Origin of the sequence: Bradyrhizobium sp. 521_C7_N1_3, from assembly GCF_052075975.1 — a bacterium.
Classification (GTDB): domain Bacteria; phylum Pseudomonadota; class Alphaproteobacteria; order Rhizobiales; family Xanthobacteraceae; genus Bradyrhizobium; species Bradyrhizobium japonicum.
In genome coordinates this window covers 7,273,521-7,287,840 of sequence record NZ_CP197232.1, presented here as the reverse complement: position 1 = coordinate 7,287,840, position 14,320 = coordinate 7,273,521, and the positions used below count along the sequence as shown (strand labels likewise).

The window sequence follows — 14,320 nt, the reverse complement described above, 5'->3', positions numbered from 1 at the left end:
GAGGGAGCCGGCGATGAAACGCCTGCGCCGCGCGCTCGCCGATGAGGCCGGCTTCACCCTGCTCGAAGTGCTGCTCGCGACCCTACTCATGACCGTCATCCTGGCGGCGCTGGCGACGGTGACGGCGCAATGGCTGCCGAACTGGAATCGCGGCATCGCCCGCGTGCAGCGGGCCGAGCGCCTCGCCACCGGACTCGACCGCATCGTCGCCGACCTGTCGGTCGCCGAGCAGGTGCCGGTCAACGGCGACGCGAGGGCGCCGCTGTTCGACGGCGCCGAATTGTCGGTGACCTTCCTGCGCACCGCGCTCGGTCCAAGCGCGCGTCCGGGACTCGAATTCATCCGCCTGATCGAGAAGGCGGATGCGCAGGGGCTCCCGCTGGTGCGCGAGCGCGCGCCGTTCCAGCCGATGCCGACCGACGGGCAGATCCGCTTCGTCGATCAGGTCGTGCTGATCCGCGCGCCGTTCCGGGTGAGCTTCTCCTATGCCGGACCGGACGGCCAGTGGCAGCCGATCTGGCGAGGCCAGCCGCAACTGCCGGACCGCATCCGCATCACCGTGCGCGACGGCGCCACCGGGCAGGTGCTGGCGGTGTCGGCCGCGGTGGTTCCGCGCATCACGGCACCGGCGGAATGCGCGCGGGCCAAGAATCCGGCGACATGTGTGGCGTCGCAGAACCGGCCGCAACAGGCGCAGAAGGAGGAGCAACAGCTATGAGCGGCGCGAGGCACATCGGCGCGCTTCGCGACGGCCGCGGCTTCATCGTCGTCGTGGTGCTCTGGATGCTGGCGGCGCTGGCCGCGCTCGCGCTGATCTACCTGACCTATGTCACCAACACCGCCGTCACGGTCGCGGTCAACGCGGACAGGCTGCAGACTGACGCGCTGGTGAACGCCGGCCTCGAGCTCGCAGCCTACCGGCTGACGGCGCAGAACGAGGCCACGCGTCCGACCAGCGGCACCTTCAACGCCCGTGTCGGGGCCGGCCGGGTGAGCGTCACGTTCCGTTCGGAGGCGGCACGCATCGACCTCAACATGGCGCCGAGGCCGATCCTCGCGGGCCTGATGACGGCGCTGGGTGTTTCCGCGGACAATGCGTCCGTCTATGCCGACCGTATCGTCGCCTGGCGGTCGTCGACGGAGCCCAGCCAGGACAATCCGGAGGATTCCTACTACCGCACGCTCGGCGCGTCCTATCTGCCGCGCCATGCGCCGTTTCCGCACAGCGACGAGCTCTGGCTCGTGCGCGGCATCCCGCCCGCCGTGGTCGAGCGCGTGCTGCCCTTCGTCACCGTGTTCAGCAACATGCGGACGGTGAACGTGCTCGACGCCGCGCCGCAGGTGGTGGCGGCGCTGCCGGGCATGACGCCGCAGACGCTGCAACAGGTCTTGCGCGACCGCACCGATCCCAACATCGACCCGCGCTCGCTGGTCGGGCTCGCCGGTGGCGGCGCTGCGACAATCGAGGGCGCGAAGGCGTACCGGCTCACGGTAGCCGTGGAGGCGCCGTCGCACCGGCAGAGCTCGGCCGAGATCGTCATCCTGCTTCTCGAAAGCGGCGATGAGCCGTATCGTGTATTGTCGTGGCACAACGCCTTCGACGGCTCCGCCGGAAAGCCCCTGTGAGATGAGTTCGCTCAGTTCCCTTCGCGCGATTGCCGATGCCTGGACCGGCGCCGTGGCCGGTACCATCGTCGCTGCCCTGGAACGGATGGTGTCGCCGCGCGTGGTGCGGCTGGTCGAGGGCGAGACCGGCGCGTTCGCGCTGGAGGCTGCGAAGTCGGAGAACATCCCGAAGGAGATCGCGTTCGAGGACGGCAAGTTCGCCAGTCCCGATCTGGCGCAGATCGTCCGCGGCAGCCGCGTCGAGATCGTGCTGCGGCCGTCGCGCTTCCTGTTTCGCCCGCTGGAGCTGCCGGCCCGCGCCGCGGACTTTCTCGACGGTATCGTGCGGGCGCAGATCGACCGGCTGACGCCGTGGAGCGCGAGCGAGGCTGTGTTCGGTTGCAGCCGGCCATCGCCGCATGGCAGCGAGAGCATCACCACCGAGATCGCGGCCGCGCCGCGCCGGCTGGCGATGGGTTATGTCGAGGCGTTGTCGGGCTTCCACCCGTCCGCGATCGCGATCGCGACGGAGGCGCCCGCGGGCGCGCGCATCAAGGTGTTCGAGCAGAGGTCGCGCGGCGCGGTCGATCCTGCGCGGCTGAGCCGGACGCTGCAGGCGGTGCTGGCTTTCGCCGCAATCGCCGCGGTCGTCGGATCGGTCGCCGCAAGCTATCTCGCTGACAGCCTCGGCGCGCAGGAAGCCGAGCTCGACCGGCAGATCACCCAGCGCCGCGCGGCGCTCCGCTCGGGCGGGGACGGTGGCGAGCGCTCGCCGCTGGTGCTGCTGGAGCGACGCAAATACGAGACGGCGGCGAGCGTGATCGTGCTGGAATCGCTCAGCCGCATCCTGCCGGACCACACGTTTGTCACCGAGCTGCATCTGGCCGGCAACAAGCTTCAGATCGGCGGCATCACGCGTGATGCGCCCTCGCTGATTCCCTTGATCGAGCAGTCCCAGCATTTCACCCGCGCGACCTTCTATGCCCCGACCACGCGTGCCCCGTCCGATCCCGGCGAGCGCTTTCACATCGAGGCGCAGATCGAACCGAGGAACGCGCCATGAGCAGCGCAGGAATCGCGAGCGGAAATGCGGTTACACGTGCGCTCGCCGGCTCGCCGCTGATCGCGGTTACGCTCTATCTCGCGGTAACGGGCGGGCTTTTGCTGATGGCGGGCCTGTCGATCGCCGATGTCATCGCCCATCGTCAGGCGCTCGCGCAGACCTCCGACCTGCTCGACCAGCTGCGCGGCCGCAAGGGCGGCGCCAAGAACACCGCGGCAGCAATGGCCGAGCATCCCGGCACCCCGTTCCTGGAAGGTCCGACCGTTACGGTCGCCGGCGCCAGTCTGCTGCAGCGGGTCGCGGCAGCGGTCGGCAATGTCGGCGGCTCGGTGCAGTCCTCGCAGGTCGACGTATCTGGCGCGCAGGCCAAGGACGGATTCGTCGGCCTCGTCGTGAGCTGCGAGCTGGACCAGTCCGCGCTCCAGAAGGTGCTCTACGATCTCGAAGCCGGCATGCCGTTTCTGTTCGTCGATCAGCTCGACGTCCAGGTGCCCCAGACCACCGCGCTGAACGAGGCCGGCACCGGCCGCGTCAGGGTGATTTTGGGAGTTTCCGGCCAGTGGCAGGCGGGAAAGTAGGATCAGCTCACCAGCTGTACTTGAAGACGCCCTTGCCGGAATAGCTGGTGACGTTGCCGGAGAACTCGCCGTCGAAGGTGCCGGCGATCGAGAAGCCACTCAACCATTTCATCTCGGCGCTGGCGCTGAGGAGCGCGGAGTCGGCGTCGACCCTGGCGCCGTTCACGACAAAGCTGGTGCCGGGCAGGGTCTGGAACAGCGCGGTGACGGCACGGCTCGGATTGTAGTCGTGCGCCCAGGCGGCGCGGCCGCGCAGCGTCAGTACGCCGTTCTGCATCGCATAGGCCTTGTCGGTGCGCAGGCCGAGCTCGGAGCGGGTGTCGGTGAGGGACTGCGAGGCGTAGTTCAGTGCGAACAGGCCGCCGCCATTGAGGCTGACTTCGGAGTAGTTGGGCAGGTTGAAGTTCGTCACCTGCGCCGCCGCATAGGGCGTGATGCCGACCAGCGGCGTCGCGAAGCGATAGCCGCCCTCGAAGCGAGCCGAGAACGTGTCGGCCTTGAAGCGGCCCTGCAGCTGGTCGAAGCCGCCAGGCGCCACGGTGCGGTTGGTGGTGACGTCGTGCCAGCCATAGGCGAGCGCAGCCGAGACGTAGGCAGGTCCGAAATTATGCCGGCCATAGACGCCGGCCTGGAACATGTCGGCCGAGCCCGAGCCCATCGCATTCGCAACCGAGTAGTTCAGCCCGCCGCCGCCGAGCGCGAAGCCGACCAGCGTGTCCACCGAGACCCTGTAGTCGGCGCCGGCGGCGCCGCCCCAGACCCGTGCGGTCAGGTCTTGCGAGCCGACCTGCGCATTGCCGCCGACATCGGCCGAGCCGCCATAGCCGGCGGCCCAGACGCTCCAGCGGCTGCTCGGCTGCGACGAGAGCAGCGGCGCCTTGGTCGCCATCGCGTAAGCCTCGCGCTCGCGCGCATTGGCCGGACGCATCTTGGCGTAGGCGGTCATGTCATCGCTCTCGGCGAATTGCGCGACGCTGCCCGCCTTGGCAAAGCCGCCCGAGCGTCCGATCACGGTCGGATCGAGCATCAAATTGAGGAACTGGCCGTCGGCGTTGATCGCGGACTGGATGATGCCGGTGCCGAGCTCGCCCGAGGCGCTCGTCAGCCCCGCCGGCGACAGCGCGGCGAAGGCGGCGGGAATGCCGCCGGTCGCGTTGAAGAAGTTGGTCAGCGTGTTCGCGACGTTCTGCTGGTTGACGTTGAGCCCGCCTGCCTGCGCGAAATCGACGTTGACGTTGAGGAACACGTTGCTGGTGTCGTAGCTCAGCTTCGCGTTGATCGTCGGCATGTTGGAGACGACGGTCGGGTTGAAGGTGGTGTTGGTGAGGCTGCCGGCCGCGGTCAGGATCGTGTACTGCTTCTTGACCGTCCCCGAGGTGAAGTTTGCGCGCACCGTCGCGCCGCCGAGGTCGGTCGCGCCCGTGACCTGGGTGAGGCTGGCATTGCCGGAGGAGACCTGCACCAGATAGGTCGAGGCCGCCGTGAAGATCAGCGATCCGTTCACCGTCAGCGGGCCGAACGGGTTCGCCGCGCTGCCCGGCGCAAGCGTGCCGCCGTTGACCTGGACGCCGGCCACCGTGCCGCTGCCGGCGAGCGTGCCGCCGGTGTTGACCGTGATCGGGCTGTTCAGGATCGAGCCGTCCACCACCAGCGTGCCGCCATTCACGGTGGTGGCGCCGGTATAGGTGTTGTTGCCGGACAGCGTCTGCGTGCCTCCGGCGACGGTCAGGCCGCCACCGAAGCCGGCATCGTCGATGACACCGGAGAAATTGCCGATGCCGTTGGTGATCGTCAGCGTGTTGGCGCCGAGATTGACGTTGCCTGAGCCCGCCAGCGATTTGATCGAGGTGCCGCCGTTGAGCAGGCCCGCGATGTCGAAGATGCCGCTGGCGATGACGTTGCTGGAGGTCGAGATGCTGCCATTGAGGCCGCCGACATAGATCAGATCGAGCTCGCCGCCGGCCGCAATGGTCGTGGTGCCGGTATAGGTGTTGGTGCCGAACAGCTGCTGCATCGCGCCGTTCGCGATCGCGAGGTTGCCGCCGGTGCCGCCGCCGATGCCGCCGTCCTGGATCACGCCGCCGAAGAAGCTGCCGTTGGTGATGGTCAGCGTTTTCGATCCCAGCGAGACGACGCCCGCAGTGCTGGCGGAGAAGAGGCCGCCGACCGAAGCGCCTGACGTGGTCTGGGAAATATCGAGCGTTGCGCCGCCGCCCGCGAGGGCGACATAGAGCGAGTTCGCAATCGATCCGCTGCCCTTCAGCGCGAGCGTTGCGCCCCCGTCGATCTGAGTGACGTTGCTGTAGGTGTTCACGCCGCCGAGCGTCTGGACGCCGCCGCCGACCTCGAGGCCGCCGGTGCCTTGAATGACGCCCGCGAATTCCGTCGAACCGTTGGTGACGAACAGTCCCTTGCTGCCGAGATTCACGAGGCCGCTGGAATTGCCGGCCAGCGTCGTGATGGCGGCAAATGAGGGGATGATGGCGGAAATGTCGAGCGTAGCGTTCACGGTGACGAGGCTGGAGCCCGAGATGATGCCGAAGCCCGACAGTGCCAGCGTTCCGGCCGAGACGGTCGTCGCGCCGGTGTAGCTGTTGCCGCCGGTCAGCGTCAGCGTGCCGGTGCCGACCTTGGTCAGGCCGCCGTCGTTGCCGGAGATCACGCCGTCGACCTGGGTCGAGGCGTTGTTGCCGCCCGTGGTCAGCGTCTTGGCGCCGAGCACGTAGTTGCCGGCGCCTTCGATCGAGCCCGCGGTCATGCCGGTGCTGGTGAGGCCCGAGATGTCGACGGTGCCGCCTGTATTGGTGATGAAGCGGGCGTTGCCACCGGTCGCCGTGCCGGTGAAGCTCGTGGTGGCAAAATTCTCGGTGGTGATGGTGGCGCTGCCGGCGGAGGCGGAGCCGGCGAAGCTCAGCGAGCCGCTGTTGGAGATCGTCGACGTGCCCGCGGTGGCCGAGGTGTTGAACGAGAGGAAGCCGGTGGCGGCATTGGTGATGTTGGCGTTGTTGGCCGAGCTCGCGTCGTTGAAGTTCATCACGATGTTGTTCGTGATCGTCGCAGTGCCGGCGTTGCTGTTGCCGTTGAACTCGACATCGCCGTTGTTGGTGATGTTAGCCGAGCCCGCGGTGCTGGTGTCGTTGAAGATCATCGCGCCGGCAGAGACGTTGTACGTCACGACGTTGCTGCCACCGCTCGCGCTGCTCGAATTCGTGAACACCATGCTGGAGCTGACGTTGAACGTCTGGACATTGGTCGAATTGTTCGAGATGCCGGCGCCGTTCACCACGAAAATGTCGTTGGTGGTGACGGTATAGGCTTGCGCATTGGGTGCGGCGGTGAACACCACGGAGCCGATGTTGACGACACCGTTGCCGTCGACCGTGTTCGGGCCGGTGTTGGTGAAAGTGGCGGTGCCGTCCGGTACGTCCGGATTCGATGTCCAATTCGTGCCGTCCGTCCATTCGGTCGTGGCGCCGGCCCAGGTGCCATCGACGGCATGCGCGGCGACCACGCCGAGCGCGGTGGTGGCGAGCAGGGTCGCCAGCGAGTGCCGAAGGAGGGACCCCAGCGCGTATCCGGTCCCCTTGCGCCCCATCGTCGGTCCAGCCATCGGTATTCCCAAATCGAAAAACGAATCATCGAAAAATACGGAACTCGAGCGTGTGGTGGAGCCGTGCGCCTGCACCATAATCTCATGGCGTCGCAGCGGCGGGCAATGAATGGAGGTCTATTTGCGCCGGGTTCTTGCCCGTACCGCGTGCAATTTCAACGAGCGTGGCCGTTGGGCAACATTTTCACGCGTTGCAATATGCGAGGCAGGAAGCTCATGGATTGCAGTCCGGCTTGGGATCAAACCGGTGCCGGTTGATGGCGAGGCGCATCGGAACTAGTCTGATGGGCGAGGCTTGCCGCGTGCTGGCGTGACAACCATTCGCAAGGGAATTTCGATGTCCGGGGGGCTGAGACCGACGGGATTGGCCATGCTGTGCGCGGCCGCCGCGTCATGCTGGGTCTTGAGCATGATCCTGGGTGTTGCCGAGACCGCGGCTGCCACCTCGTCGCGCATGGACATCCTGTCCGACGATGCCCCGCCCAGCGCCGCCGAAAGCGTCGATGTCGGCGCCATGAGGCCGATCGCGCGGCCGTCGCAGGCGGCGAGCAAGCCGATCCCCCGCGGCAATCCGCTGTGGTCGGTGCCGCTCTCGGCGCTGACCGTGACCCAGGAGCGCCCAATCTTCTCGGCGATGCGCCGGCCGCCACCGCGCGCGGTGGCCGCGTCCCCGATCGAGGAGGTGAACGTGCCGGCGCCGCCCAGGCCGGTCGAGGGACCGCCGCCGCTGCTGCTGGTCGGGGCCGTGGTGGGCGAGGGCGACGCCATCGCGATCTTCGTGAACCGCGCCGATCAGAAAGTCGTGCGCCTGCGCCAGGGCGAATCGCTCGGCGGCTGGTCGCTAGCCGAGGTTCAGCCGCGCGAGGTGACGCTCAAGCAGGGCGATCGCAGCGAGGTCCTGGCGCTGCAGCGGCCGGATCCAGCGGCCTCTCCCCGGACCCCGCCTTCGACCCCGACCGATTCCGCGAGCGCTGAGGGTAAGCTGGTCACGCCGACAACGGGCGACGCGTCGTTCGCTCCTTTCGTGCCCCGTTCGACGCCAAAGGGCGGCGAGTCGGACGGGCTCTGAGCGCTGGCGGCTGGATGCCGGTGCCGGCCCGCAAGCCGTTCAGAACCGCGGCCGATGCCTTGCCTCAGCAATTGAACCACCTTAAGACCCGCTCGATGCCCAATCCGATGGCACAAGGCGGTCGCGCTGGCGCCCGCAGGGCCGATCGCTTGCCGGGAAGGATGCGGCTTGTCCGACACGCAAATTGACGCGCCCGGCGAGGCCGGCGTTCGAGCGGACCCGGCGGTTGCTATCGACATTCCGGGTGCTGGCTGCTAGCCCGGTTTCGCGATACCTAGGGGGGAACTCTGATCGGCGAGGTCGCAAAGGCGTGATGGGGTGAAGGCCGGGTGGCTGGCATGGCGTTGAAAAAAAGACCGCCCGATCTGCTGGGTAACTCGGCGTGGAATGCGATGGCCTTCCTTGTGGCCGTGGTGCTGAACCTGGCGATCCTGCCTTTCGTGATCGCTCGCCTCGGTCTCGCTGCATTCGGTGTCGCGGGTCTTGTGACCGCATGCATTGCGCCTGGGCTGGTGTTCAGCAACGCGCTCGGACTGTCGACGGCTCGCGAGCTTGCACAGCGGCTGGAGCCATCCGACCGCGAGGATGCGCGGCGCCTGTTCGCGACGGCGATCACGGTCGCGGCCGGAGCGGGCGGCCTGATCACCATTTTCTTTTGGGTTGCCGGAGCTCCACTGGCGCGTCTTGGCTTTCATCTGGCAGGTCCAGCGGCCGACGATCTTGGACTGGCCTTCACGCTGGCTGGCGCCGGTTGGTTGTGCCAATGCCTATCCGCGGTCTTCGTCTCGTTATTCACCGCGCGGCAAGACTATCGCCGGATCGCATCGATCGGCATTGGCAGCACGGTGACCTCGACCCTTTCGATGCTGCTGTTCATTCCGGCCGCGCCATACGCCTCGACTTTCCTTGGCTGCCAGGCGCTCGGCTTCGCGGCCGGCCTGCTGATGGCGCTGGTCTGGTCCCGCGGCATAAGGCAATGGCTGGCACTGCCGGCGTTGCATCGCGAGGCGCTCGGCAAACTGGTTCGGATGGGCGGCTGGCAAGTTGCCGCACAAGGGGGGGCACTGCTTGCGGGGCAGGCCGATCGATATCTGCTTGGCGCGCTCCTGCAACCTCAATTCGTCGGTTTCTATGGCGTGGCGCAGCGCCTCCAGGAGGCAACCTATATCGGCATCCTCAAGGTCGGTGAGATCCTGTTTCCGTTCTTCAGCACGCTGCAAAAGGAGAGCGAGGATCGCAAGGTCGACCTGCTGTTCCGATCGTCGTGGATCTTGAACGTCCTTGCCGCAAGCGCCCTGGGTGCATTGATCCCCGTGGCCGGTCCGCTGCTGCATGTCTGGACCGGTGCCGAGGTCGCGGCTGAGGCTGCGCGGGTGCTCGTCGTCATGTCGATCGCCGGCATCCTCGGATCGAGCGCGAACGTGTTCGGCTTCTATCTGCTGGCGCAGGGACGGTCGCGCTCCAATGCGCTCATCGCGTTGATCACGGGCGTCGTCACCGTCGTCACCAGCGCGATCGTCTTGCCAAGCTTCGGATGGCAGGCTGCAGGCTGGAGCGCCTGCGCCGGCATGATCGCGCAGATGGCGACCATCGTCATGCTGTTGCGCCGTAGTTTTGACCTCCCCGGCATTTGGCCGCGTGTCATCCATTGTGTGTTGATGCCGCTCGGCATCGGGATCGCGACGGCCCTGGCGCTGCGCTACGGTCTCGACCGCGCACCATTCCAGCTTGCCCCGTCCTGGTGGTCCGTGGGAGGCGCCGCGTCGCTGACGGCTGCGATCATCTTCGTCGTCGAAGTTGCCGCGTCGCAGCTGGGACCCTACCGAAGCGCCTGCTGGCAAGACTTGCGGGCAATTCTCAGTCGCTTCGTACCCCTGAAGGCCATCTAGGACATGTGCGGAATCGCCGGAATCGTCAATTTGCGCGGCAATGCGGTCGAGCCGTCCGACATCTCGCGACTGACCCGCCTGATCGCGCATCGTGGTCCGTTTGGCGAAGGAACCTGGTTCAGCCCGGACCGGACTCTCGCATTCGGCCACCGTCGCCTTGCGATCATCGATCCCGGCGAGGGCGGCTATCAGCCGATGCTGTCTGCGGACGGCCGTTACGTCATTGTTTTCAACGGCGAGATCTACAATTTTCTCGAGCTGCGCCGCGAGCTCGAGGCGCGGGGCGCGGTGTTCCGTAGCGAATCCGATACCGAAGTGATCCTGGCCGCCTGGGAAGCCTGGCGGGAAGACATGCTGCCGCGCTTCAACGGCATGTGGGCCCTGGCGATCTTCGATACGAGCACGCGCGAATTGTTCCTCGCGCGCGATCGCTTCGGCATCAAGCCGCTGCTTTATGCCATGTCGCCGGAGCGATTTGTCTTCGCCTCCGAGCAGCGGGCGCTGGTGCGGAGCGGACTGATCGATCCCTCGGTCGATCTGGAGGTGGCGCGTCGGCTGTTGCTCGACGCTTTCGGGATCGAGGGAAGCGAGCGGACCTTGTTTCGGCAGGTTCGCCGTCTGCAGGCCGGCCATTGCATGTGGCTGCGCCAGGGCAAGGTCAGCGTCCGGCGCTGGTGGCGGACCGTCGATCATTTGCCGTCGGTGCCGACTACGGAATCCGAGCGCGTGGCCGGCTTCCGCGAGCTGTTCCAGGATGCCGTGGCCCTGCGGATGCGCAGCGATGTGCCGATCGGGACGTGCTTGTCCGGAGGCTTCGATTCATCGGCAGTGATCTGCACCATGGCGTCGCACGAGCAGGCCGGGATGGGGCCGCGCGACAGTACCGCGTGGCGCCACGCCTTCGTCGCGACGTTCCCGGGTGCATTGAATGACGAGCGGCCGATGGCCGAGGAGGCCGCAGCCTGGGCCAAGGTCGAGCCCACGTTTCTTGAAATCGGGCAGGCCGATGCGCTGACGGATCTCGACCGGATTCTTGACGATCTCGACGACGTCTATATCAGCCTGCCCAGCGCGGTATGGCTGATCTATCGGCAATTGAGGCAAAACGGTGTGACGGTGTCGCTCGACGGCCACGGAGCGGACGAGTTGATGGGCGCCTATTTGCAGGAAGGACAGACGTTTGCGTTTCGGATCCGGAACGCGGCAGAAGACCTGGCGTCGCGATCGCCGCTGGCGCGTCGCGGCGTGGACTTCCTGCGCATGTTGGCCCTGAAGCGTCAGGGCGTCTATTTTCTGCGTGGCGGCCTGCGCGATCTTCCGGCCTCGTTGCCGCTGGTCGCGGAGGATGATGTGCTGCCGCGTGAATGGGGCGGCCTGAACCGCCGCCTCTACCGCATGTTTCACAGCACGGTGCTGCCTACCATCCTGCGCAACTTCGATCGACTCTCGATGGCCCACGGCGTCGAGGTCCGCATGCCCTTCATGGATTGGCGCCTGGTGACCTACACGATGGCGCTTCCCGAAAGCAGCAAGTCGGCGGACGGCTACACCAAGGCTGTCGCCCGGCGGGCGATGGCGAACCTGATGCCGGAGTCGATCCGCACGGCGCGCCGCAAGGTCGGCTTCAACTCGCCGATGCCCGAATGGCTGAACGGAGCCTTGGCCGGCTGGACGGCAGACCTGCTCGCTCGCGAGGTGCCGGCGTTTGCCGAACTGGTCGATGAAACGGCCTTGCGCCGGGCGGTCAGCCGCTTGACGGCGTCGAAGACGTGGGACTGGGAGGCGGTCGGACGGATCTGGCCGTATCTGAACATGAAATGGATGTTGGCAAGGTACGCATAGACAATGCGCCTATTTCAGAATTTTGGCCTTTACCCGTCCTATGTGCCACGGCTGAACAAGCTGGCGGCGGGTACCCAGAGCTTCGCGGAGCGGCGGGACGTGTTTCTGCACGACCGCTTCGGTGCGTCGCATTTCCTGTTGCCGGTGCTCGATGGATCGGCGGAGGCCTTCTTTACCAATGGTGACGACGAGGTCCTGCAGCGGCGCTGGGCGCGCGAGCAGGGTATGTCGGGCGAGCCGACGCTCGATGCCATCCTGCTCGCACAGATCGAGCACCACGCCACCGAGGTGTTCTACAACCTCGACCCCGTGCGCTATCCCAGCGCGTTCGTTGCCAAGTTGCCGGGCTGCGTGAAGAAGACGCTGTGCTGGCGCGCGGCGCCATCAGGAAATGCCGACTTCACCGCCTATGGCGCCGTGGTTGGAAACTTTCCTTCGATCCTCGACATGTGGCGCAGCAAGGGATGCCGCGCCGAATTGTTCTTCCCGGCGCATGATCCCGTGATGGACGAGTATGGTCACGGCGAGCGTCCGTTCGACGTTGTCTTCGTCGGTGGCTACTCGCGCCACCATCGCGCGCGCGCCAAGACGCTGGAGCAGGTCGCGCATCTCGCCGGCAGACGCAATATCGTGCTGTGTCTCGATGCATCGCGCCTGACCAGGCTGGCCGAAAGCGCGATCGGACGATTGCTGCCGCTGCGACAGCACCGGCGTCCAGAGGCTGTCGCCAAAATCGCCCAGCCACCGGTATTCGGGCGCGATCTCTATGAACTGATCGGCTCGGCCAAGATCGTGCTAAATGGTGCGATCGACATGTCGGGCAGCGATCGCGGCAACATGCGTTGCTTCGAGGCGATGGGGTGCGGTGCCCTGCTGATGTCGGACGCCGGGCACTATCCGGTGGGAATGGATTCTGAGACGATCGTGACCTATGACGGCGGCAGCGACTGCCTGGCCAAAATCGAGACGTCCCTGAACAACTGGACGGAGATGAAGGCAGCCGCCGAACGCGGCCGCGCCGCAGTCCGAGATTTGTATAGCAAAGAGCAACAGTGGGCTCTATTTAGAAGCCTCTTGGAACGTCTCTAGGAGCAAGCATGCACGTCCTAGGATCTGCCATGACGCTCAAGAGCGATGGTCGGGCAGCGGCAGGCGGCTTTGCTGCAGTCGGTGCTGCGAAGGCAAGGCTGGCGTGATGGCAGCTTCGCTCCCGATTCGTGCGTTGGATATCCTGCTCGGGTGGAAAAGCTGGCGGTCCGGCGCGGTCACGGTCGGGCGCAAGACGTCGGTGGCTTGGCGTCGGCTGCGTCGCGTGCGAGGCAACCGGCTGACGATCGGGGACGAGTCGATCATTCACGCCAACATCACTTTCGAGGACGAAGGAGCCGACGTTCGCATTGGCAGCCGGAGCTATGTTGGTCTGTCCAATCTGATCTGCTTTCGCAACGTCTCGATCGGAGATGACGTGTTGGTGTCCTGGGGTGCCACCATCGTCGACCACGATTCGCACAATCTCCAGTGGGATTTGCGGCGCAACGACGTGCGCGATTGGGGCCGCGGCCACAAAGACTGGAGTCACGTTCCCACTGCGCCGGTCGTGATCGCCGACAGGGCGTGGATCGGATTCAACGTGACCGTTCTGAAGGGGGTGACCATCGGCGAGAGCGCCGTCGTTGCCGCGTGCTCCGTCGTGACGCGCGATGTCCCGCCCAATGCTCTCGTCGCAGGAAACCCGGCGCGCGTCATTCGCATGCTCGATGACAGCGACCCGGTGGAAAGGCAGGCTGTCGCAACGCAGGAGCTTCGCCTGGATGACCGGTGACCGGCAATTCCGAACATGGGAGGAAGCAGTGGTCTGGCTCCGCAATCAGCCGGATCAGGGCCAACTCGTACGTGACGCCTTCTACGACGATCCGCTGGCTGCGGCTGCCGAGCGTTATTTTCGAAGCTCCGAATGGCAGGCGGTTGCGGCGTTGCTGTCCGGTCGCTCCGGTTCGGCACTCGACGTCGGTGCCGGTCGCGGCATTGCGAGCTACGCACTGGCCCGCAGCGGATTTGAGGTGACCGCCCTCGAGCCCGATGGCAGCGCGATCGTCGGCGCCGCAGCGATCCGCGATCTTGCGGCGCAGGCGGAGCTGGCCATCCACGTTGTCGAGGAGTTCTCCGAGCGACTGCCATTCGCTGACGAGACATTCGATCTCGTATTTGCGCGCGCCGTGCTGCATCACACGCGCGATCTCGACGGTGCGTGCCGTGAGATGTTTCGTGTGCTTCGCCCCGGCGGCATGCTGATCGCCGCGCGCGAGCACGTGATCAGCAAGGAAAGCGACCTTCAGCAATTCCTCGATCAGCATCCGCTGCATCACCTCTACGGCGGCGAGCATGCTTACCTTCTCGACCGCTATACCGGTGCGCTGACGTCGGCCGGCTTTGCTGAGGTCGAGACATTGGCTCCGCTGCAGAGCCCTATCAATCTATTCCCCTACACGATGCAGACGCTGCGATCCGCAGTCGTGGAGAAACTGACACGGAGGATTCCGGTCGCTCCGCTGTGGCGTGCCGCGTTTGCATCGCAACGCGTCTTCGCTTCCCTGCTCTCGCTTGCCGAGCGCTTTGACCACCGGCCTGGCCGGCTCTATTCGTTCGTCTGTCACAAGGCCTAAC

General features: G+C 66.1%; 11 protein-coding genes. 10 read left to right on the top strand and 1 reads right to left on the bottom strand.

Annotated features, from left to right (window positions below; all coding sequences use genetic code 11):
• Positions 1–13 precede the first annotated feature (13 nt).
• Genes AB7008_RS34370 through gspM form a run of 4 tightly spaced genes read left to right on the top strand, consistent with a single transcriptional unit; the run spans position 14 to position 3,246 of the window.
• The gene (locus tag AB7008_RS34370) at positions 14–718 is read left to right on the top strand and encodes a hypothetical protein (RefSeq protein ID WP_441260232.1); all 705 of its coding nucleotides are present in this window, start codon (positions 14–16) and stop codon (positions 716–718) included.
• Positions 715–1,626, top strand: a complete 912-nt coding sequence (locus AB7008_RS34365; RefSeq protein ID WP_441260231.1) for a general secretion pathway protein GspK — start codon at positions 715–717, stop codon at positions 1,624–1,626. Before AB7008_RS34370 ends, AB7008_RS34365 begins: the two co-directional genes overlap by 4 nt.
• 1 nt (position 1,627) lies before the next feature.
• Positions 1,628–2,668: a PilN domain-containing protein gene (locus AB7008_RS34360; protein WP_441260230.1), complete on the top strand. Its 1,041-nt coding sequence runs from the start codon at positions 1,628–1,630 to the stop codon at positions 2,666–2,668.
• Positions 2,665–3,246: a type II secretion system protein GspM gene (gene gspM, locus AB7008_RS34355; protein ID WP_441260229.1), complete on the top strand. Its 582-nt coding sequence runs from the start codon at positions 2,665–2,667 to the stop codon at positions 3,244–3,246. The genes AB7008_RS34360 and gspM overlap by 4 nt, the downstream gene beginning before the upstream one ends.
• A gap of 7 nt (positions 3,247–3,253) precedes the next feature.
• On the opposite strand, the gene AB7008_RS34350 is transcribed toward gspM, so the two are convergent.
• Positions 3,254–6,856, bottom strand: coding sequence for an autotransporter domain-containing protein (locus AB7008_RS34350; protein WP_441260228.1), 3,603 nt, complete (start codon positions 6,854–6,856; stop codon positions 3,254–3,256).
• Positions 6,857–7,265: 409 nt separating this feature from the next.
• On the opposite strand from AB7008_RS34350, the gene AB7008_RS34345 reads away from it, so the two are divergent.
• From AB7008_RS34345 to AB7008_RS34320, 6 genes are all read left to right on the top strand, one after another.
• Positions 7,266–7,925: a hypothetical protein gene (locus tag AB7008_RS34345; protein WP_441260227.1), complete on the top strand. Its 660-nt coding sequence runs from the start codon at positions 7,266–7,268 to the stop codon at positions 7,923–7,925.
• Between the two features lie 338 nt (positions 7,926–8,263).
• Positions 8,264–9,814, top strand: coding sequence for a lipopolysaccharide biosynthesis protein (locus AB7008_RS34340; protein WP_245285758.1), 1,551 nt, complete (start codon positions 8,264–8,266; stop codon positions 9,812–9,814).
• Positions 9,815–9,817: 3 nt separating this feature from the next.
• A complete protein-coding gene (asnB, locus tag AB7008_RS34335; protein WP_441260226.1) occupies positions 9,818–11,656 on the top strand; it encodes an asparagine synthase (glutamine-hydrolyzing) in 1,839 nt (612 codons plus the stop codon).
• A 3-nt stretch (positions 11,657–11,659) separates the two neighbouring features.
• On the top strand, positions 11,660–12,745 hold the full coding sequence (locus AB7008_RS34330) for a glycosyltransferase (protein ID WP_304490651.1): 1,086 nt from the start codon (positions 11,660–11,662) through the stop codon (positions 12,743–12,745).
• Positions 12,746–12,878: 133 nt separating this feature from the next.
• Entirely contained in the window at positions 12,879–13,478 is a 600-nt protein-coding gene (locus AB7008_RS34325) for an acyltransferase (protein ID WP_441260225.1), read from the top strand.
• Positions 13,479–13,506: 28 nt separating this feature from the next.
• Complete coding sequence (locus AB7008_RS34320) at positions 13,507–14,319, top strand: class I SAM-dependent methyltransferase (protein WP_369525467.1); 813 nt, start codon at positions 13,507–13,509, stop codon at positions 14,317–14,319.
• The last annotated feature ends 1 nt before the right edge of the window (position 14,320 follow it).

Coding starts and splice junctions, on each gene's coding strand:
- AB7008_RS34370 (WP_441260232.1), top strand. CDS start 14: ATGAAACGCCTGCGCCGCGCGCTCGCCGATGAGGCCGGCTTCACCCTG.
- AB7008_RS34365 (WP_441260231.1), top strand. CDS start 715: ATGAGCGGCGCGAGGCACATCGGCGCGCTTCGCGACGGCCGCGGCTTC.
- AB7008_RS34360 (WP_441260230.1), top strand. CDS start 1,628: ATGAGTTCGCTCAGTTCCCTTCGCGCGATTGCCGATGCCTGGACCGGC.
- gspM (WP_441260229.1), top strand. CDS start 2,665: ATGAGCAGCGCAGGAATCGCGAGCGGAAATGCGGTTACACGTGCGCTC.
- AB7008_RS34350 (WP_441260228.1), bottom strand. CDS start 6,856: ATGGCTGGACCGACGATGGGGCGCAAGGGGACCGGATACGCGCTGGGG.
- AB7008_RS34345 (WP_441260227.1), top strand. CDS start 7,266: ATGATCCTGGGTGTTGCCGAGACCGCGGCTGCCACCTCGTCGCGCATG.
- AB7008_RS34340 (WP_245285758.1), top strand. CDS start 8,264: ATGGCGTTGAAAAAAAGACCGCCCGATCTGCTGGGTAACTCGGCGTGG.
- asnB (WP_441260226.1), top strand. CDS start 9,818: ATGTGCGGAATCGCCGGAATCGTCAATTTGCGCGGCAATGCGGTCGAG.
- AB7008_RS34330 (WP_304490651.1), top strand. CDS start 11,660: ATGCGCCTATTTCAGAATTTTGGCCTTTACCCGTCCTATGTGCCACGG.